9 protein-coding genes are annotated in these 21,969 nt (G+C 74.1%); 8 read left to right on the plus strand and 1 reads right to left on the minus strand.

Features of this window, described 5'->3' with window-relative positions:
- Window positions 1–13 precede the first annotated feature (13 nt).
- The 8 genes from ACLJQF_RS03095 (at window position 14) to ACLJQF_RS03130 (ending at window position 18,937) form a co-directional block, all read left to right on the plus strand.
- Entirely contained in the window at window positions 14–4,450 is a 4,437-nt protein-coding gene (locus ACLJQF_RS03095; protein WP_410606658.1) for a type I polyketide synthase, read from the plus strand.
- 8 nt (window positions 4,451–4,458) lie between these two features.
- On the plus strand, window positions 4,459–13,518 hold the full coding sequence (locus ACLJQF_RS03100) for an SDR family NAD(P)-dependent oxidoreductase (protein WP_410606659.1): 9,060 nt from the start codon (window positions 4,459–4,461) through the stop codon (window positions 13,516–13,518).
- 34 nt (window positions 13,519–13,552) lie between these two features.
- Window positions 13,553–14,395 (plus strand): 3-hydroxyacyl-CoA dehydrogenase family protein, encoded by an 843-nt coding sequence (locus tag ACLJQF_RS03105; protein WP_410606660.1) that lies wholly within the window; start codon window positions 13,553–13,555, stop codon window positions 14,393–14,395.
- A 28-nt stretch (window positions 14,396–14,423) separates the two neighbouring features.
- On the plus strand, window positions 14,424–14,675 hold the full coding sequence (locus ACLJQF_RS03110; protein ID WP_410606661.1) for an acyl carrier protein: 252 nt from the start codon (window positions 14,424–14,426) through the stop codon (window positions 14,673–14,675).
- Window positions 14,676–14,678: 3 nt separating this feature from the next.
- Entirely contained in the window at window positions 14,679–15,818 is a 1,140-nt protein-coding gene (locus ACLJQF_RS03115; RefSeq protein WP_410606662.1) for an acyl-CoA dehydrogenase family protein, read from the plus strand.
- On the plus strand, window positions 15,815–16,891 hold the full coding sequence (locus ACLJQF_RS03120) for an HAD-IIIC family phosphatase (protein WP_410606663.1): 1,077 nt from the start codon (window positions 15,815–15,817) through the stop codon (window positions 16,889–16,891). Before ACLJQF_RS03115 ends, ACLJQF_RS03120 begins: the two co-directional genes overlap by 4 nt.
- Window positions 16,888–17,634: a thioesterase II family protein gene (locus tag ACLJQF_RS03125; protein ID WP_410606664.1), complete on the plus strand. Its 747-nt coding sequence runs from the start codon at window positions 16,888–16,890 to the stop codon at window positions 17,632–17,634. The genes ACLJQF_RS03120 and ACLJQF_RS03125 overlap by 4 nt, the downstream gene beginning before the upstream one ends.
- A gap of 211 nt (window positions 17,635–17,845) precedes the next feature.
- Window positions 17,846–18,937: a hypothetical protein gene (locus ACLJQF_RS03130; RefSeq protein WP_410606665.1), complete on the plus strand. Its 1,092-nt coding sequence runs from the start codon at window positions 17,846–17,848 to the stop codon at window positions 18,935–18,937.
- Window positions 18,938–18,944: 7 nt separating this feature from the next.
- Here the strand turns inward: ACLJQF_RS03130 and ACLJQF_RS03135 are convergent, their stop codons facing one another.
- Entirely contained in the window at window positions 18,945–21,947 is a 3,003-nt protein-coding gene (locus tag ACLJQF_RS03135; RefSeq protein ID WP_410606666.1) for a beta-ketoacyl synthase N-terminal-like domain-containing protein, read from the minus strand.
- Window positions 21,948–21,969 lie beyond the last annotated feature (22 nt).

Raw genomic sequence — 21,969 nt, forward strand, 5'->3', positions numbered from 1 at the left:
TAGGGGTTCGGTTATGACCGGCGAAGAAAAGCTTCGCGACTACCTGAAGCGGGCGACGGTCGAGCTCGCGGGCGCGCGCCGGCGGCTGGCCGAGTACGAGGCCCGCGAGAGCGAGCCCATCGCCGTGATCGGCATGTCCTGCCGGTTTCCCGGCGCTCCCGACGTCGACTCGTACTGGAACCTGCTGCGCGAGGGCCGTGCCGCCGAAGTCGGCGACGTGCCGGCCGGCCGGTTCGACCACGTGCCCGGCGTCCGGCGGCGCGGCGCGTTCCTGTCCGAAGTGGACGGCTGGGACGCCGGCTTCTTCGGCTACGCCCCGCAGGAAGCGCTGCGGATGGACCCCCAGCAGCGGCTGCTGATGGAGCTGGCGTGGGAGGCGATGGACGACGCGGGCACCCCGGCGCCGAAGCTGGCGGGCAGCCGCACCGGCGTGCTGCTCGGGTTCTCCGACGCGTTCCAGTACGGCCAGGTCGAGGCGGAGCGCGAAGGCACCGGCGTGTACGCGGATCCGTACATGGGCCAGGGCAGCCTCGCCAGCGTCGTCGCGGGGCGGCTGGCCTACCACTTCGACCTGCACGGGCCGGCGTTCTCGCTGGACACGGCGTGTTCGTCGACGCTGGTCGCGGTGCACCTCGCGGCCCGCGCACTGCGGGCGGGCGAGTGCGACTACGCGCTGGCCGGCGGCGGGTTCCTGGCGCTGCACCCGTTCCTGTACGTCTACAGCAGCCGCAACGCGCTGCTGTCGCCGAGCGACCGCTGCCACACGTTCGACACGAGCGCGGACGGCTACATGATGGGCGAGGGCGGCGGGATGGTGGTGCTGGCCCGGCTGTCCGACGCCGTGCGCGACGGCCACCGCATCCGCGCGGTGATCCGGGGCTCGGCGGTGAACCAGGACGGCCGCAGCAACGGCCTGACGGCACCCAACCGCGGCGCCCAGGTCGAGGTGATCCGCCGGGCGCTGGCCGACGCGGGCGCGGCCCCGGGCGACGTCGACTTCCTGGAGGCGCACGGTTCGGGCACCCCGCTCGGCGACGAGATCGAGCTGGGTGCGCTGGGCGACGTGTTCGGCGCGCGCCCGGCGGACCGGCCGCTGACAGTGGGGGCGGTCAAGACCAACATCGGCCACACCCACACGGCGGCGGGGATCGCCGGGCTGATCAAGACGGTCCTGGTGCTGGAGAACGGGGAAGTGCCGGCGAACCTGCACATGGACAACCCGGCCGAGCAGGTGCTGGCGAGCTCGGCCGTGCGGCCCTCGACCGGGCTGGCCCCGCTGCCGGATCACGGCCGCCCGGCGGTCGCCGGGGTCAGCTCGTTCGGCTGGTCGGGCACGAACGCCCACCTGGTCCTGGAGGCCGCACCCCCCACCCAACCCCGCCCGGACACGGCGAAGCCGCCTGCCGAGCTGATCCCGGTGACAGCCGCATCGGCCGCCGCGCTGACCGCCCACCTCACCCGCCTCGCCCAGGTCGCCGCTCCCATCACGCGTGTCGACCCCCCAATCACGCGTGTCGACTCCCCCATCACGCGTGTCGACCTTCCGAGCACGGGTGATGCCCCGGCTGCGAACCTGACCCTGGCCGACCTCGCGCACACCCTGCGCGAAGGCCGCGCCCACCTCGACCACCGCCGGGCCATCGTCGCCACCAGCCTCGACGATGCCGCCCGGCAGCTCACCTCTGCCGCGCAAGCCCCCGGCGTGCACCGGAAGCCCGGCACGCCGAAGGTCGCCTTCCTCCTCCCCGGTGTCGGGGACCAGTACCGCGGCCTGGCCACACAGCTCTACCGGGACGAGCCCGTCTTCGCCGCCGCCGTCGACGAGTGCTGTGCCATCGCCGCCGAGCGGTGCGGGGTCGACCTGCGGGCCGCGTTCTTCGCCGAGCCGATCGCCGCCGGCGCGCCGTCGTTCTTCGGCGACGGGCCCGCCGACGAACTCCTCGACCGCGCCGAGGTCGCGCACCCCCTCCTCTTCACCGTCGAGTACGCGCTCGCCCGGCTGCTCGCCGACCGCGGGGTCAAGCCCGGCCTGCTTGTCGGTTACAGCCTCGGCGAGTACGTCGCCGCCTGTCTGGCCGGCGTCTTCACCCTCGCCGACGCCCTGCACGTCGTCACCGGACGCGCGCGGCTGATCGGGCGGGCTCCGGCCGGGCGGATGCTCGCCGTCGCCGCGTCCGCGAGCCGGATCGCCGAAGTGCTCAGCCCGATGCGGGTCGACGTGGCCGCGCTCAACGGCCCGCAGATGACCGTCCTCAGTGGATCGCCGGACGACGTCGAGGCCGCGGCCGGACAGCTGAAGGCCGCCGGGCTGGCCGCGCGGGCCCTGCGCTCGGCCCACCCGTTCCACTCGACCCTCCTGGAACCCGCCCGCGACGAGCTGGCCGAGCTGGTCGCCTCGGTGCCCCGGCAGGCACCGCGGATCCCGATCGTCTCGAACGCCACCGGCACCGTCCTCACCGACGCCGAGGCCGTCGACCCGCAGTACTGGGCCGGTCACCTCTGCCGCCCGGTGCGGTTCGCCGACGGCGTCCACCACTGCACCGGCCAGGACGTCGACGCCTACGTGGAACTCGGCCCGGGCCAGACGCTGGGCGGCCTGGTCCGCCAGAACCAGGCCGCCGCCCGCCCCGCCGTGCTCGGCACCCTCCCCGCGCCCTGGCCCGTCGAGAACCGACCCGCCGAAGGCACCGCGCTCCTCGACACCCTCGCGCGGCTGTGGGAACTGGGCGTCGCCGTCGACTTCGAGACGCTGCGCAGCGGCGGCCGCACCGTCAGCCTCCCGGGCTATCCCTTCCAGCGCACGAAGTTCTGGCCCCAGGCGACCCGCACCCCAACCGAACCGGTGGCGGAGACGGGCCGGCTCTACGCACCGGTCTGGCGCCTCGACCCCACCCGGCCCACGGCCACCCCGCACGGCTCGCTGATCACGACGAACGGCGAACTGGCCACGCTGGCCGCGAAAGCGGGGATGACCGTCGGCACCGACCCGGCACAGCTCCCCCAGCCCCTGCACGTCGTCCACGACGGTGGGTTCGACGACCTCCTGCGGACCGTCCAGGCCCTGGAAGGCCACGACGTCCGCCTGCTGACCGTCACCACCGGCGCGGCCGAGATCACCGGCGGCGACCTGACCGACCCGGACGCCGCCCTGGTGCACGGGCTCGGCCGCGGCGTCCGCGCCGAGTACCCCGGCCTGCGCTGGCGCGGTGCCGACGTCGAACCCGGCACCCCGGCCGAGCACCTCCTCGACGAGCTGGCCCGGCCGTGGCCCGAAGACACCGCGAAAGAACCGCTGCTCGCCGGCTGGCGCGGCGGCCGGCGACGCCTCCAGGAGTACACCGAGATCACGCTCGACGACGCCGCGCCGGACTGGGGCGGCACGCACGTGATCACCGGCGGCACCCGCGGGCTCGGCATGATCGTGGCGAAGCACCTCGTCCGCCACGGCGCCCGCAAGCTCGCCCTGATCAGCCGCACCGGCGACGCGGACCAAGGCGACCTCGACGACCTGAAGAACGCCGAGGTGCTCGTGCTGAACGCCGACACGGGCGTCCCGGACCAGCTGGCCGAAGCCCTGGCCGAAGCCAAGAAGCGGTTCGGCGAGCTCGACTCGATCGTGCACGCCGCGGGCCTGCCGGGTGGCGGGCTCGCGCAGCGCCGCACCGCCGAGGACATGCACCGGACGCTCGCCCCGAAGGTCCGGGCGGTCGGTCCGCTTCTGGCCGCCCGGCCCCGGCGGCTGGTCCTGTTCTCCTCGATCGTCACAGTCGTCGGCGGCATCGGCGAAGCCGACTACTGCGCGGCCAACAGCGTCCTCGACGCCCACGGCGCCGCACTGTCCACAGCGGACACCCAGGTGGTGACCGTCGCCTGGGGACACTGGCAGCACGACGCCTGGGCCGACGCGGCCACCGGCGAAGCCCGCCTCGCCTACCGCCGCCGCTACGGCTTCACCGCCGAAGCCGGGTGCGCCCTGCTCGACAAGCTCGCCGGCCACGGCGTCCGCGGCACGGTCGTCGCGCTGCGCCAGGACCTCCCGACGGCCCGTCGGGAGCTGGCCGCCCTCAACGACCTCGGCGGGCTCATCGAAGCGGCACCCGCGCCGGCCAAGCGGTACCCGCGGCCGCCGTTGCGCACCGAGTACGCCGCCCCGCGCGGCGAGCTCGAGACCGACATCGCCGGCGTCTGGGGCGAGTTCCTGGGCATCGACGCGGTGGGCGTGCACGACCCGTTCTTCGACCTCGGCGGCAACTCGCTGGTCGGCATGGCCATGGTGGCGGCGCTGGAAAAGCGCCTCGACCGCCGGATCGCGCCGGCTGTGCTTTTTGGCCACCCCACCGTGGCCGCGTTCGCCGCCGCACTGACCGACACCGACTCCCCCGCCCCGCGGGCGACGACCACCGGCTCGGCGCGCGGCCAGCGGCGCCGCCTGGCCGGCACCCGGAAATGAGGGACACCGTGACCGACACCAGCAGCGAATTCTCCCCCACGGACATCGCCGTGGTCGGCATGGCCGGCCGCTTCCCGGGCGCCGACGACGTCGGCGCGCTCTGGGAAACCGTGCGTGCCGGCCGCTCCGGCATCACCCGCTTCACCGACGAGGAGCTCCTGTCCGCGGGCGTCCCCGCCGACCGGCTCGGCGATCCGGCCTACGTCAAGGCGGGCGCCGTCGTGCGCGGGGTCGAGGACTTCGACGCGGGCTTCTTCGGGATCAACCCGAAAGAGGCCCAGATCCTCGACCCGCAGCACCGGCTCTTCCTGGAGCACAGCCAGCACGCGCTGGAGGACGCGGCCTGCGACCCGGCGCGGTTCGACGGCGCGATCGGCGTGTTCGCCGGCTGCGCGTGGAGCACCTACCTGACCCACAACCTCACTCCGGCGGACGCGGCTCGCGAGATGGGCGAGATCGCGATCGCCCTCGGCAACGACAAGGACACCCTGGCCACCCGCGTCTCGCACACGCTGGGCCTGTCCGGACCGGCGTTCAGCGTGCAGAGCGCGTGCTCGACGTCGCTGGTCGCGGTGTGCGTCGCGGCGAGCAGCCTGGCGAACTTCGAATGCGACGTCGCGCTGGCGGGCGGCGTTTCGATCGGCGTACCGCACCGCGTCGGCTACCTCTACCAGCAGGGCGGCATCGCGCCGCCCGACGGCGAGTGCCGCGCGTTCGACGCCGCGGGCCTGGGTGCCCCGCTCGGCGGCGGCGTCGGCGTGGTCGCGCTGCGCCGGCTGGAGGACGCGCTCGCCGACGGCGACCGGGTGTACGCGGTGCTGCGCGGCTGGGCGGTCAACAACGACGCCGGCCGCAAGGTCGGCTTCACCGCGCCCGGCGTCGAAGGCCAGGCCACGGTGATCGCCGAGGCGCTCGCCGCCGCCGGGCTGGAGCCCGCGGACATCGGGTACGTCGAGGCGCACGGCACCGGCACCGCGCTCGGTGACGCCGCCGAGATCGCCGCGCTGCAGCAGGTCTTCGCGGGCCGGTCGCTGCGGATCGGCTCGGTGAAGACGAACGTCGGGCACCTCGACCGCGCCGCCGGCGTGACGAACCTGATCAAGGCCGCGCTTTCGCTGCACCACGAGGAGATCCCGCCGACGCGCAACCTCGGCACCCCGAACCCGCAGCTCACCGCGGGCGGCGCCGAGCTGACCGTGGTCACCGAGCGCACGCCGTGGCCGCGCACGGACACCCCGCGCCGCGCCGGCGTCAGCGCGTTCGGCATCGGCGGCACGAACGCCCACGTCGTGCTGGAAGAGGCGCCGCTGCTCTCTCCCACGACGGCGACCGGCTCCGAGCTGCTCGTGTGGTCGGCCCGCTCGGCCGCCGCCGCCGACGCGGCCACCGCCAACCTGGCCGCCCACCTGGCCGGCTCCGGCGACGCACTCGCCGACGTCGCCCACACGCTCCAAAGTGGACGCACGACGTTCGGGCACCGGCGGATGCTGGTCGCCGGTTCCCCCGAAGAGGCGGCCCGGCTGCTGGCCGAGGGCACGGTGTCGGCTTCGAGCGACGCCGGCACCGGCCGCCGCGTCGGGTTCCTCATCGCGGGCACCGGCGAGCAGTACCCGGGCCTGGCCGCGGAGCTGTACGAGACGGCGCCGGTGTTCCGGGCCGAGCTGGACCGCTGCCGCGCGCTGCTGGACACGTCCGTGCTGGACGAGATGCTGGGCGAGCGCGAAGGCTCGGGTGGGCTGGCCGCGCTGCTGGGCCGCACGGGCGGCGGCGGGCGAGCGGGCGACCGCACCGACGTGCTGCACCCGGCGCTGTTCGCCGTCGAGTACGCGCTGGCGCAGCTCGTGCGCTCGTGGGGCGTCGAACCGTCCGTGCTGGCCGGCTACAGCCTCGGCGAGTACGTGGCGGCGTGCCTGGCCGGGGTGCTCTCGCTCGAGGACGCCCTCGCACTGGTGACCCACCGCGCGAAGCTCATCGCCGCGCTGCCCGGCGGGGCGATGGCGGCCGTGCCGCTGCCCGCCGACGACGTGCAGGCCCGGATCGCCGGTCTGGACCTCGACATCGCGGCTTTGAACGGGCCGCAGCTGACCGTCGTGTCCGGCACTCCGGCGGCGATCGAGGCGCTGAGCGCGTCGCTGGCTGCCGAAGAGATCCCGTGCCGCCCGCTGGCGACCACGCATGCCTTCCACTCCCGGCAGCTCGCTTCGCTGCGCGAGGAGCTGACCGCGTGGGTCGCCGCGAACGTCACGCTGTCCGCGCCCGCGATCCCCTATGTCTCCAACGTGACCGGCGAGCTGGTCACCGAGGCACCCGACCCCGGGTACTGGGCCGAGCACATGTGCGCCCCGGTCCGGTTCGACGACGTGCTGGCGACGGTGCTGGCCGACGAGGACACGGTGCTGCTGGAGCTCGGCCCGGGCCGGTCGCTGGGCGCGATGGTGCGCGGGCACCGGGCGTGCGCGCCGAAGCGCTGGGCTTCGGTGATCCCGACGCTGCCCGGTGCCGACGACCCGGTCCCGGCCGCGACGGCGCTGGCCGAGTCGGCCGGACGGCTGTGGCTGGCCGGCGTCGACCTCGACTGGGCCGGCGTCCGCGACGGGCGTGGGGCCCGGCGGGTCGGCCTGCCGGGGTATCCGTTCCAGCGCTCGCGCTACTGGATCGACGCGCCCGGCACCGTCGCCCCGGAGGTCCCGCGGCTCGCCGCCGAACCGGACGGGCACGTGCAGCTGCTGACGCCGTCGTGGCGGCCGCAGCCCGCACCGGACGGCGGGACCACGGGCCGCGTCGCGATCCTGCCGGACGCGGGTGGGGTCGCCGCGGCGCTGACTTCGCTGCTCGGTGCCGTGGTCGACGTGGCCGAGGCGGACACCGTGGTGGACCTGTCGGTGCTGGACCTCGACGACGATGTGGCCGCGGTGCACACGGTCTCCCGCACCCTCGCCGCCGCGGCGGGCGACGGGTCACGCGCGGTCCGGGTGCTGGTCGCCACCCGCGCGGGACAGGCGGCCGGTGTCGCGCGTCCGGAGTCCGTTGACAGCGGCCCGGCAATGCGCCCCAATGTGGCCTTCGGTGCGTCTGACGCACCGAAGGCCGCCTTGGGTGCGTCAGACGCAACCAAGGCCACATTGGGGCGCTTGGGGCGCACGGCTCCGGCCGGCTCGCCCGCCCCCGGCCGGGTGCGCCCGGCCCAAGCGGCCGTGGCCGTGCTGCCGGTCGTCGCGAACCAGGAGTACCTGAACCTCGACGCGGGCACCGTCGACCTCGACGCCACCCACACGCCCGCCGAAGCCGCCGCCGTGCTGGCCGCGGAACTGCGCTCCCCCGGCACCCCGCTGGTCGCCTACCGCGGCGACGAACGGCTCGTCCCCGGATACCGCCCGGCCGAACCCGCCACCCCGCCCGCGATCCGCAAGGGCGGCAGCTACCTCATCACCGGCGGCCTGAGCGGCGTCGGGCTCACCGTCGCCGAGCACCTCGCCACCCGCGGGGCGCGCAAGCTCGTGCTGGCCAGCCGCAGCGGGGGCACCGACGCGGCCGTGGCCCGGCTGCGCGCCCTGGGCGCCGAGGTCCACACCCCTCGCGCCGACATCAGCGACCCCGCCGCGGTGCGGGCCCTGCTCACCGAAAGGTTCGACGGCATCGTCCACGCCGCCGCCGACTCCGACCCCGCCGGGTTCCGGCCGCTGTCCGAAGTGGACGAAGCCGGGATCGCCCGGCACTTCGCCGCCAAGGTCGGCGGGGCCCGGGTGCTGGCCGCCGCACTGGCCGAACTGCCCGCCGCCGACCGTCCGGAGTGGACGCTGCTGTTCTCCTCCACCTCGGCGCTGCTCGGCGGGGTCACCTTCGGCAGCTACGCCGCCGCGAACGCCGCGCTGCTCGCCGAGGCCCACGGCCGTCCCGGCTGGGTCGCCGCCGCGTGGGACACCTGGCCAGGCACCCTGGAACGGCTCGACGCCCGGCTCGGCGCCTCCATGGCCGCCCACGCCATGACCCGCACCCAGGCCCTGACGGCGTTCGACCGGCTCACCTCCCACGCCGGCCCGGCGGTGATCGTCGCCGCCGGCGGGCTCGACGAGCGTCTTCCCGGCGCGGCCAAGCCCGCGAAAACGACGACCGCGGACCGCTTCCCGCGGCCCGACCTGCCCCAGCCCTACACCCCGCCGATGACCGCCACCGAACGCGGCCTCGCCGAGGTCTGGTCGGCCGTGCTGGGCGTCGAGCCGGTCGGCACCCGGGACAACTTCTTCGACCTCAACGGCAACTCGCTGCTCGCGCTGCAGATGCTCGCGCTGGTCAAGGAGCGCTTCGGGGTCGCCATCCCGACCGTCACGCTGTTCGAGCTGCCGACCGTGCAGGCGCTCGCCGCCACCCTGGCGGACCAGACTCCGGCGCAGGTCGTGGCCCCGGCCGCGCCGGTCGTCGTCGCGAATCCGGACGACGACGAGCTGGACCGGCACATCGCCATCGTCGGCATGGCCGGCCGGTTCCCCGGCGCGGGCACGGTCGACGAGTTCTGGCGCAACCTGTGCGACGGCGTCGAGTCGATCACCTTCTTCAGCCCCGACGAGCTCATCGCCGCCGGGGTCGACCCGGCGCAGGTCCGCGACCCCGCCTACGTGCCGGCCCGGCCGGTGCTCGACGACGTCACCGGCTTCGACGCCGCGTTCTTCGGCCTCAGCCCACGCATGGCGGCCCTGACCGACCCGCAGCAGCGGCTGTTCCTCGAGGTCTGCTGGGAAGCGCTGGAGCAGTCCGGGTACGCGCGGCCCGGCGAACGCGGCCGGGTCGGCGTGTTCGGCGGCTGCAACCTCTCGACGTACCTGCTCGGCATCGCCGGGCAGTTCACCTCCGACGCCGACGCCAGCATCTACGAACTGGTGATGGGCAACGACAAGGACGCGCTCACCACCACCGTGTCCTACCTGTTCGACCTGCGCGGCCCGAGCATGGCAGTGCAGACGTTCTGCTCCACCTCGCTGGTCGCCGTGCACACCGCGATGCGCAGCATCCGGGCCGGTGACTGCGAGATGGCCCTCGCGGGCGGCGTCTCGGTCCGGGTGCCCGACCGGATCGGGCACCTGCACTCCCCCGGCGGCCAGGAGTCGCCGGACGGGCACGTGCGCACCTTCGACGCCCAGGCCCACGGCAGCATGTTCGGCGACGGCGCCACCGTCGTCGTGCTCAAGAAGCTCGGTGCGGCCCTGCGCGACGGCGACCACATCTGGTCGGTGATCCGCGGTTCGGCGATGAACAACGACGGCGCCCTCAAGGTCGGCTACACCGCGCCGAGCGTGGGCGGGCAGTCGCGGGTGATCGCCGACGCCATGGCCGACGCGCGGGTCGCGGCCGAAGACGTCGGGTACGTCGAGGCCCACGGCACCGCGACCGAGCTGGGCGACCCGATCGAGGTCGCCGCGCTGACCCGCGCGTTCGGGGACACCGCCGAGAAGCAGTACTGCGCCCTGGGCTCGGTGAAGCCGAACGTCGGGCACCTCGACCGCGCCGCAGGCACGGCCGGGCTGATCAAGGCGTCGCTGGTCGTCCGCGAGGGCCTGATCCCGCCGACGCTGCACTACACCGCGCCGAACCCGGAGATCGACTTCGCGCACAGCCCGTTCCGGGTGGCCGCCGAGCTCGCGCCGTGGAACACCGACGGCGGCCGTCCGCGGATCGCCGGGCTCAACTCGCTGGGCATGGGAGGCACCAACGTGCACGTCGTCGTCGAACAGCCGCCCGACCGCCCCGCGCCGCCGCCAGGCGACCCGGACACCGAACGCCGCTACCAGGTGCTGCCGGTCTCGGCCCGCACCGCGGACGCCGCCGATGCCGCGGCCCGGCGGCTCGGCGAGCACCTCGCCGGCACCCTGGACGCACGCCTCGCCGACGTCGCGTTCACGCTCCAGGAGGGGCGCAAGACGTTCGAACACCGGCGCGCCGTCGTGGCGTCCGATGTGGACGGTGCGGCCGCGGCCCTGACCGGCGCCCCACCGGCCCGCGTGGAACCGGTGCAGGACCGGCCGGTGGCGTTCCTCTTCGCCGGCGTCGGCGAGCAGTACCCCGGCCTGGTCGGCGAGCTGTACCGGCGCGAGCCGGTGTTCCGCGCCCACCTCGACGACTGTCTCGGGCACCTCGACGGCGACCTCGTCACCGGCGAGCGCGGCGGCGGGCCGAGCCTGGCCGCGCTGCTCGGCCGCACCGGCGACGAGGACCCGCGCGCCGCGAAGCTGCAGCGCACCGAACTGGCGCAGCCACTGATGTTCGCCGTCGACTACGCCCTGGCCCGGACACTCATGGACTGGGGACTGCGGCCCGCCGCCATGCTCGGCTACAGCCTCGGCGAGTACGTCGCCGCCTGCCTGGCCGGCGTGCTCTCCCTGGATGATGCCCTCGCGCTGGTCGCCAAGCGCGCGGAACTGATCGCCGCCCTGCCGGGCGGGTCGATGGCCGCCGTGCCGCTGTCGGTCACCGAGCTGGAGACGCGCTTCGACCTCGCGGGTCTCGACATCGCCGCGGTCAACGGCCCCGAGCTGGTCGTGGTGGCCGGGGAGAACCAGGCGGTCGAGCGACTGGCCGAGGAACTGCGGGCCGCCGACATCCCGTGCCGTCCGCTGCGCACCAGCCACGCGTTCCACTCGCGGATGCTGGCGCCGGCCGCGGCCGAGCTGACCGCGTGGATCGCCGCCAACGTCACGCTGACCGCGCCCGAGCTGCCCTACCTGTCCAACGTGACCGGTTCGCAGGCGACCGCGGACCTGGTCACGGACCCGGCGTACTGGGCGCGGCACATGTGCGAAACCGTCCGGTTCGCCGACGCGGCCACCGAACTGCTGGCCGACGAGCACCTGGCCGTCGTCGAGATCGGCCCCGGTCCGTCGCTCGGCGCGTTGCTGCGCGGGCTGAGCCCGGCGAGCCGCTGGCCGATGATCACCGCCACGCTGCCCGCCGCCGACGACCCGCGCCCGGCCGACGAAGTCCTCACCGACGCCCTCTCCCGGCTGTGGCTGCTGGGCGCGGACCTCGACTGGTCCGCCTACCACGGCCGCGGCACCGCGACCCCGGTCTACCGCGGCACCGCCCCGGGACGGGTGCCGCTGCCGACGTACCCCTTCCAGCGGCAGCGCTACTGGATCGAGGCGGCCCCCACCACCGGCACCACCCGGGTGACCACGCCGGGCTCCGACGGTCCGCTGGAGGAGTTCGACCGGATTCCGCTGCTGCCGGAAGAGCAGTGGATCAGCCTGCCCACGTGGCGCCAGACGTCGGCCGCGCCCGCCGCGCCGCAGCCCGCGTCCTGGCTGGTGTTCGCGCGCCCCGGCCGTGCCGAGGACGTCCTCGACGAGATCCGCCGCACCGGCGACCCGGTGACCGTCGTCCGGCCGGGCGCGGGGTACCGGCCGGGCCCGGACGCCACCGTCCGTCCCGGCGACGTCGACGACCTGCTCAAGCTGCTGCGCGACCTCAAGCGCGGCGGCACCCGCCTGGATCGGGTCGTCCACCTCTGGAACCTTGACGACGACTCCCTGCTGCTCGGCCTGCACACGCTCGTCGCGCTGGCCCGCGCCACCGGCGAACTGGGCCTGGGCGGCTGGACGCTCGACCTCGCCGCCACCGGCACCCAGCGCGTCCTGCACGACGGCGAACTGCGGCCCGACGCGGCCACGCTCACCGGTCCGAACCTGGTGATCCCGATGGAGTACCCGGGTGTCCAGACGCGGCTGATCGACGTCGACGCGGCCGCCGGCGCCGCCGCGGTGGTCGCCGAGCTGCACCGCCCGGCCCCCGGTCGCACGGTCGCGCTGCGCGGCTCGCGGCGCTGGCTGCCCGGCTACGAAGTCCTGGCGCCGCAGCCGATCGAGCAGGCCCAGTCCGTGCTGCGCGAGGACGGCGTCTACCTGATCACCGGCGGCCTCGGCGGGATCGGGCTGGCGATGGCCGAGCGGCTGGCCCGCGACAGCCACGCGAAACTCGTCTTGTTCGGCCGCCGCGGCCTGCCGCCGCGCGAGCGCTGGGCCGGGATCGCCGACGGCACCGACGAGGTGCCCGGCACGATCCGCGACCGCGTCGGCCGCGTGCTGGCGATCGAGGCGCTCGGCGGCGAGGTGGCTGTCGTCGAAGGCGACGTCGCCGAAGAGGCCGACGTCCGGCACGCGGTCGCCGTAGCACTCGAGCGATTCGGGGCGCTGCACGGCATCCTGCACACCGCGGGCGTGCCGGGCACCGGGCTGATGCAGTTCAAGCAGCCCGGCGACGCCGACCAGGTCCTCGCGCCCAAGCTGCCCGGGTCGCGGGCGCTCAGCGCGGCCACCGCCGGGCTGGACCTCGACTTCGTCGCGCTGTTCTCCTCGATCACGTCGGTCACCGGCGGTGGCCCCGGCCAGGTCGACTACTGCGCCGGCAACGCGTGGCTCGACGCCTACGCCGCCTGCCACGGCGGCCGCACGGTGGCGATCTCGTGGGGCGAATGGACCTGGAACGCCTGGGACGACGGGCTTTCCGGCTACGAGGAGGACATCCAGACCTACTTCCGCGAGCACCGCGCCAAGTTCGGCATCGACTTCGACCAGGGCTGGCGGACGCTGCTGCGCGCGCTGGCTTCGGGCGAACCGCACGTCGTGGTGTCCACCCAGGACCTTCCCGCGGTGACCGCCGTGGCGGCTCGGTTCAGCGTCGACGCGGTCACCTCGGCCGCGAACGGCGGCGCGTCGGCCGACCGCCACCCGCGACCGGAGCTGGTCACGCCGTTCCAGGAGCCCGAGGGCGACGCCGAACGCGCGGTGGCCGAGGCGTGGTGCGATGCGCTGCGCCTGGACCGGGTCGGCGCGTCCGACAACTTCTTCGAACTCGGCGGGACGTCCCTGCTCGGCATCTCGCTGCTGGCGACGCTGCGCACCGCGTTCCCGGACGCGGAACTGCCGCCGCACATCATCCACGAGGCCCCGACCGTCGCCGCGCTCGCGAAGATCGCCGCCGGCGGCCCGGAAATTCCCGAACCCGCACCGGACAGCCACGCGCAGGGACAGCTGCGCCGCTCCGGCATCAAGGCCGCGGCCGCCCGACGGCGCCGGGCCTGAAACCCAGAAGTCCGCACGAAGAAAGGGAACAGTCATGGCAGTCACGGGAGTGGTGGGCGCCGGCGTCATGGGCATCGGCGTCGCCCAGGACTTCGCCGCCGCCGGCCACGAGGTCGTGCTGGTCGACACCGACGAGCGGATCCTCGACGAGGCGCGGGCCGCGATCACGCGCAACTGCCGGCTCAGCCGGCTGATGGGCGGGCCCGCGCTCGACGCGGACGAGATCCTCGCCCGGATCACCACCGCGGTCGGCCTGGCCGCGCTGGACAAGACCGAGATCCTGGTCGAGAACGTCACCGAGGACTGGGACATCAAGGCCGCGGTGCACGCCGAGCTGGACGAGGTCTGCGGCCCGGACACGGTGATCATCGCCAACACTTCGGCCGTGCCGATCACGCGCATCGCGTCGGTCGGGAAGAACCCGGGCCGCGTCATCGGCGTGCACTTCATGAACCCGGTGCCGCAGAAGCCCGTCGTCGAGCTGATCCCCGGCTTCCACACCACGCCGGAGACGATCCTGCGCACCCGCGAGCTGCTGACCAGCATCGGCAAGCGCTGGGTCGACGTGAAGGACGCGTCGGGCTTCGTGTCCAACCGCGTGCTCATGCTGACCGTCAACGAGGCCGCCTACCTGGTGCACGAGGGTGTCGCCACCGCCGAGTCGGTCGACGAGGTGTTCCGCGGCTGCTTCGGCCACCCGATGGGCCCGCTGCAGACGGCCGACCTGATCGGCGTCGACACGATCCTCTACAGCGTCGAGGTCCTCTACGAGCACTACGCCGACTCGAAGTACCGCCCCTGCCCGCTGCTCAAGCAGATGACCGACGCCGGCCTGCACGGCCGCAAGTCCGGCCGCGGCTTCTACACCTACAGCTGACCCTTTCGACCCAGAAGGAGAACCTGCCATGTCCGAGACCACCGGCGACATCCTCGCCTTCATCACCGGCCGCTTCCCGCAGGCCGCGATCACCGCCTCCGAGGACATCTTCTCGCTCGGCTACATCAACTCCCTGTTCGCCATGGAGCTGGTGATGCACCTGGAGAAGACGTTCGCCGTCACCATCCCCAACGAGGAGCTGCGGATCGACAACTTCCGCACCGCGGCGGCGATGACCGAGCTGGTCGGCCGCCTGCGCCCGGCCGCGACGGTGGGCTGAGCCGTGACGGAGGTACTGGCAGCGGTCCGCGCGCCCGGCCGCGAGGCCGCGCGGGCCTTCGTGGACGAGCACATCGTGCCCCACGCCGACGCCTGGGACCGGGCCGGGCGGATCCCCGAAGACCTGCTGGACAAGATCGCCGAGGCCGCGCTGTGGGCGCCATTCCTGCCGCCCGAGCTCGGCGGCTCCGGCCTCGACATGGTCACCCTCGGGGAGATCCACGAGGAGGTCGGCCGCGGCTGCTCGTCGGTCCGCAGCCTGCTGACCGTGCACACCATGCTCTCCTGGGCGTTGCTGCGCTTCGGCACCGAGGCACAGCGGCACCGGTGGGGCCCGGAGCTGGCGAGCGGGCGCGTGCTCGGCGCGTTCTGCCTGTCGGAGCCCGGCGCGGGCAGCGACACGGCGGCGATCACCACCACGGCCACGCCGGACGGCGACGGCTGGCGGCTCGACGGCCTCAAGAAGTGGACCACCAACGGGCAGCGCGCGGACCTGTTCCTGGTCTTCGCGAAGGGCCCGGCCAGCACGATCGCGCTGCTCGTGCCGCGCGACGCGCCCGGCGTCACGGTCACCCCGATCGACGACATCCTCGGCACCCGGTCGTCGATGCTGGCGTCGATCGGCTTCGACGGCGTCCGGCTCGGCGCCGACGCCCTGCTCGGGCCGAGCGGCTTCGCCTCCGGCATGGTCCTCACCGGCACGCTCGACCTCGGCCGCTACAGCGTCGCGGCCGGGTCGGTGGGCATCATCCAGGCCTGCGCCGACGCGTGCGCCGACTACACGACCCGGCGCACGGTGGGCGGGCAGCCGCTCAAGGACCTGCCGCTGATCCAGGCGAAGCTGTCGGACATGGTCACCGACGTCCGCGCGGCCCGGCTGCTGCTGGCCGAGGCCGGCCGGCTCAAGGACCGCGGCGACGCGGCCACCATCATGGCCACCTGGGTGGCGAAGTACTTCGCTTCGGTCGCGGCCGCGAAGCACGCGTCGGAGGCCGTGCAGGTGCACGGCGCCAACGGCTGCAGCACGGACTACCCCGTCGCCCGGTTCTACCGGGACTCGAAGGTCATGGAGATCATCGAGGGCAGCACCGAAATCCAGCGGATGACCATCGCCGCCGAGGCCTACCGGAAGCAGGTACCGTGACCAGTCTCATTTCCCCGGCACCCGTGGCGGCTGCCCGGAAGCCGGTGCAGGGCAAGATCAAGTGCGTGGTGTGGGACCTCGACAACACCGTCTGGGACGGGGTTCTCCTGGAGGACGGCGACGTCCGGCTGCGCCCGTGGGTGGTCGAGCACGTCAAGCGGCTCGACGCGATGGGCGTGCTGCACTCGGTGGCCAGCAAGAACGACCACGAGACCGCCATGGCAAAGCTGCGCGAGTTCGGCCTGGACGAGTACTTCCTGTTCCCGCGGATTTCGTGGAACGCGAAGTCGGTGTCGATCGGCCAGATCGCCCAGAAGCTCAACCTCGGGCTCGACGCGTTCGCGTTCGTCGACGACCAGGAGTTCGAGCGCGCCGAGGTGACCTTCGCGCTGCCGCAGGTGACCACAGTGGACATTCTGGACGCCGACGAGGTGTTGCGGCGGCCGGAGTTCGCGCCGCGGTTCGTCACCGACGAGTCGGCGCAGCGGCGCGGGATGTACTTCAGCCAGCTCGCCCGCGACGACATCGAAGCGGACTTCTCCGGTACCGGAGAGGACTTCCTGGCGAGCCTGGACCTGCGGTTCAGCATCGCGCCGGCGCGGCGGGAGGACCTGCAGCGGGCGGAGGAGCTGACGGTCCGCACCAACCAGCTCAACTCGACCGGGCGGACGTACTCCTACGACGAGCTGGACGCGTTGCGCTCGTCTCCGGACCACGTGCTGCTCGTCGCGTCGCTGACCGACAAGTTCGGCTCCTACGGCAAGATCGGCCTGGCGCTGCTGGAGAAGGGGTCGCCGGACTGGCGGCTGAACATGATGCTGATGTCGTGCCGGGTGATGTCGCGCGGGGTCGGCACGGTGCTGCTGGGGCACGTGATGGGCCTGGCGCGAGCGGCGGGTGCCGGGCTGCGCGCGGACTTCGTCGAGACCGGCCGCAACCGGATGATGCAGATCACGTACGCGTTCAGCGGGTTCCGCGAGATTTCGCGCGAGGGCTCGCACGTGGTGCTGGCGGCGGACCTCTCGGCGGTCCAGGAGCCGCCGGCGTACGTGACGCTCGAGGTGGAGTCGTGACGACGGCCGTGGCGAGCCGCTGGCTGCCGTTCCCCGCGACCGCGGGGAACGTGCGGCTGTACTGCCTGCCGCACGCGGGCGGCTCGGCGTCGGCGTTCCGCTCGTGGATCGGCCGGCTGCCCGGGGTGACGGTGTGCCCGGTCCAGCCACCCGGCCGCGAGACACGGCAGAAGGACACCCCGCACACGTCGATGTCCTCGTACGTCGCCGACCTGGCGGACTTTGTGCTGTCGGCCGACTCCCCTTACGCGGTCTACGGCCACAGTTTGGGTGCGCTGGTCGGGTTCGAGCTGGTGCGGGAGATCGCTCGCCGGGGCGGTGTCCTGCCGGTGCACCTGGTGGTGTCGGGCTGCCCGGCCCCGCAGTGGCTGACCCCGGACGACCCGATCGTGGCGGGCATGGGCGACGCGGAGATCGTGGCGCTGCTGCGCACTTTGGGCGGGACACCGGAGGTGTTCCTGAACGACCCCCGCGTCCTGCGGCTCATCCTGCCGCCGATCCGGGCGGACCTGACGGTGAAGAACACGTACGGCTACGTCGCCGGGCCCCCGCTGGCGCTCCCGGTGACGGCCCTGGCGAGCACCTCGGACGTGCGAGCCGGTGTCGAGTCGGTGCTGGCGTGGCGGGAGCAGACGGTCCGCCCGTTCCGCGGGCACGTCCTGGAGGGCGGGCACTTCGCGGTGCTGGAGCAGGAAGACGTCACCCTGGCCCACCTGGCCGCTGCGCTGCGCCCCTGGTCCTGAGCGCCCCAATGTGGCCTTGGGTGCGTCTGACGCACCCAAGGTGGCCTTCGGTGCGTCTGACGCACCGAAGGCCACATTGGGGCGCTTGAGACCGGCCCCCTGAACGTGGTGGGTCCGCCGCCAATACCCCTGGCGGCGGGCCCATCACCCATGCCGAAACCGCACCTTCGCGCGGCTGGAACGTGACCTTGCGCTGGCAAGGTGCCCGCTCATGAGGAAACTCGGGGGAATCCTGACGCTCTCGCTGGCCGCGCTCGTGGCCTGCGACCCGGCAGGTCTGCCGCCCGGCGATCCGGTCGGTGCGCTGGGTTTCGTCGTGCACCCCGGCGCGATCCAGGATCCGGGCCCGGAGGGCTCGGGTACCGGAGGGCTGATGACGCTGGTGCCGGCCGGCGACTGCGTGCTCGGCTTCGTCACCTCTTTCGAGCGCACCGACGGCCGCGTGCGGGCGACCTGGCTGGGGACGGACGGCTGCACACGGCTCCGGCTCGACCAGGTACCGGACGGCGTGCCGGAGCAGGCCGCCTTCACCGCCACCGCCGCCGTACCGGGACCGGACGGGTCCGTGATCGGGCTCGGCCAATGGTTCTCCCGGCGGGACCGCTCCGGTGCGGTCACCCCGCTCTTCCGGCTGGAGCCCGACCGGCGGGCGGCGGCGCTGGTGCGCGCGGGGCGGAATCTGGTCGGCGTCGGTGTCCGGGAGAATCCCGGCAGGACCGAACCGGTCGCGTGGGTGTCCGGGGACGAGGGTCGCACCGCGCACGAGGTCGAGTTGCCACGGGACCGGCCGGGCTACTGGCAGCCGAGGGCGATCGCGGCCGAAGGTGATCGGGTCCTCGTGGCCGGCTCCGTCGGCTCGGGCGTACGGGTGTGGGCTTCCGGGGACGCGGGTGAAACGTGGACGGTGTCGGACGTCCCGGTGCGGGCGAGTGACCTCTCCGTCACCACAGTGCTGCGTGCCGGCGGCAAGTGGCTGCTGGCCGGGGTGTCCACGGCCGGCCCGATGGTCCTGACCGGCGAACCCGGCGACTGGAAGCTCGAAGGTCCCGCAGCGCTGGGTGACGGCAGGATCAACGGTGGGACCCTCGACCAAGCGGGCAAGCCGGTGCTCGTCGGGGAACGCTCCGAGCAGGACCGGACCGGCTCGGGCCGGTCCTGCTCGGTCGTCTGGACGTTCGAGGCCGGTGGCTGGCAGCGGGGCGAACTCGGGTGCCCGGGCAGCCGGATCGGCGCCGCGGTGCGCCTCCCGGACGGCCGGGTACTGCTGGCGAGCAACCACGACCTCTGGATCCGCCCCTCCTGAAACCGGGTCAGGAACGCAGCTCGGCGATCCGGCCGGCGAGCAGCCGGACCGTGGGGAGCTCCACCACCGCGGTGGCCGGGAGGTTCCAGTACGCCGCGATGCGGACCGCGCCGGCGGAACGGCCGCCCAGCTCGAAGAAGTTGTCGTCCGCGCCGATCTCGTCGTAGCCCAGTGCATCGGCCCAGCGGTCGGCCACTTCCCGCTCGAGGCCGGGCTCCGGCTCGACGAACGGCGTGCCCAGCGCGGGCCGCGGCCGGTTCGAAGCCGCCCGCTGAACCGTTTCGCCGTCCTGGACCGGCCGGACGAGCGGCACCCCGGAGAGCACGACCTCGGTCAGGTGGTCGGCCGCGGCCACCGCGGCGAGGACCTCCGGCTCGGGGTCCGCCGTGGACACGACGGTGGTCCACCGGCCCCGGCCGGCGAGCCGGGCGACCCGCGCCCGGGCGGCGAGGACGCGGCCGGCGGGGTCGGGCCGGACGAGGAGGACGCCCCGCCGCCCGCCCAGGTCCGGGAGGTCGGGACCGCCGTGCACCACCGCCTCGGCCTGGCCGGTCGGCGAGTACGGCTCGTGGGCCGGCCGCCACGACTGGTCGCCCCGCACCGCGAGCGGGGTCTCCCGATGCAGCACCGCGGCGAGCACCTGGTCGGCAGCAGCGCCTTCGCCCACGTCGACGTGCCGTGCGGTCAGCGCGGTCAGCCCCGCCTGCGACGGGGTGGTCAGGTCGGGCCCGAGCACCCCCACCGCGCCGGAGGTCAAGGTCACCATGCCGGGCCACAGCTCGGCTGCCGCCTCGATCTCCCCCGGCGAGCCACCCAGGGCGAAGGCGTGGACGACCGTCCGCGGGACCACCACCAGCGAGCGCAGCAGCTCCGGCAGGTCGCCCGGGCCGACGACGAAGTCGCCGGTGTCGAGGAACCCGAACCCGCTGCCCGGCCGCACCGTGGTCACTTCACCACCTGCCAGGGTGATGCGTGCGGCCAGCGCCTCCCCGACCTCGCCGGCGGCGAACACCAGCCACGGCCCCGCCGCCCGCAGCCGGCCCTCCAGTCCGGCCAGGGGCTGCGGGTCCAGGCGCCACGAAGGCACGTGCGCGGCCGGCCGCGGCTCCTGGCTCTCGTCGACCCAGAACCGCTTGCGCCGGAACGGATACGCCGGCAGCTCCACCCGGCGGCCCTCGCCGCGGTGCAGGGCAGGCCAGTCGACCGCACAGCCCGCGATCCACAGCCGTCCCAAGGTGGCCAGCACCCACTCTTCGCCCGAACCGCCGTCGACGGGAAGCGTGTCGGGCGCGCTCTCGTCCAGCCGCACACCCAGCCGGATCAGACCGGCGGTCAACGCCGAGATCGCCCCGGCACGGGTGGCAGCCGGCGAGGGCACCTCGGCGCCGGCCAGCAGGCGGTGGGCGGCCGAAGCCGTCGCAGCCCAGTCCGCGCCGCTGCCCGCGACCAACCGGAACCGCGGGTCACGACGGCGAGTCTCGCCGTCGATCCAGCGCCCGGGGTCGGCCAACGCGGCCAAGGCATCGGGAAGATCCCGGACCACAACGGCCCGCCGCAGCGCGAAGTGGCCGCGCGAGACCTGCAGCGTGAAAGCGACGTCACCGAGGTCCAGGTCCGGGTGCGAGGCCAGGTGGGCACGCAGCCGCGAGGTCACCTCGTCGAGGGCACCGGCGTCACCGGCGGAGAAGGTCAGCAGGAACGGGCCACCGGAACGCCGGGGCTCCCGCACCGGCGGCTGTTCCAGCACCACGTGCGCGTTCGTCCCGCCGACCCCGAACGAGCTGACGCCCGCCCGGCGCGGCGAGCCGTCCGCGGGCCAGGGAACGTCCGCGGGCAGCACGGTGAACCGGTCGTCCATTGCCGGATTGGGCGTGCGGAACCCCGCGGTCCCGGGCAGGACGCCGTCCCGCAGGTTCAGCGCCGCCCGGATCAGGGACGTGACGCCGGATGCGCGGTCGAGGTGCCCGATGCTCGGCTTGACCGAGCTGAGCACGCACGGCGCCGCCCGCCCCGGCCCGAAGACCCGGTTCAGCGCGGCCAGCTCGATCGAGTCGCCCAGCGGCGTGCCGACGGCGTGACACTCGACGTATCCCACCGTCTCGGGCTTCACCCCGGCCACGGCCAGCGCGGTGTCGACCACCGCGGCCTGGCCGGCGACGCCGGGGGCGGGGTAGCCGGCCCGGTCGCGGCCGTCGTTGTTGACCGCCGAGCCGAGGATCACCGCGTGCACGACGTCGCCATCGGCGAGGGCGTCCTCCAGGCGCTTCAGGGCGACGACGGCGGCGCCGGAGCCCATCACCGTGCCGTTCGCGGCGGCGTCGAGGGCGCGCACCCGGCCGTCGGGCGAGAGGATGCTGCCCTCTTCCGCAACGTGCCCGGCGGTCTGCGGCAGCGGCAGGGCGGCGCCGCCGGCCAGGGCCAGGTCGCACTCGTAGGTCAGCAGGCTCTGGCACGCCAGGTGCACCGCGACCAGCGAGGTCGAGCAGTACGTCTGCACGGTGATCGCCGGGCCGCGCAGGCCCAGCTTGTACGACACGAGCGACGTCAGCGAGTCGCGCTCCACGCCCGCCGACAACAACGGCTTGCCGCCCGGTTCGGCGGCGAGGCCGGCGAGGTTGCGGGTCAGGTAGTCGGGGAACGCGCAGCCGGCGAACAGCCCGACGGGCAGGCCGGGGTCGGTCGGCCGGTACCCGGCCCGTTCCAGGGCCTCCCACGAGCATTCGAGCAGCAGCCGGTGGTGCGGCTCCAGGGTTTCCGCCTCGCGCGCGGAAAGCCCGAAGGCGGCGGCGTCGAACGTCTCGACGCCGCCGGCCACCGGCCCGCCGACGCGGACGTGGCCCGGGGTGTCCGGGTCCACGCCCGCGGCGGCGAGCTCGGCGTCGGTCAGGTCCCGCAGGCCGGGGATCCCGGCCGCGAGGTTGCGGCGCAGCTGCTCGACGTCGGTGGCGCCGGGGAACCGCCCCGCCATCCCGACGAGCGCCACGGCCGATTCGGGTGCCGGTTCGGTCACGGCAGGTCCTTTCTCCGGGAGA

It is taken from the genome of Amycolatopsis sp. lyj-109, assembly GCF_046548995.1.
Classification (GTDB): Bacteria; Actinomycetota; Actinomycetes; order Mycobacteriales; family Pseudonocardiaceae; genus Amycolatopsis.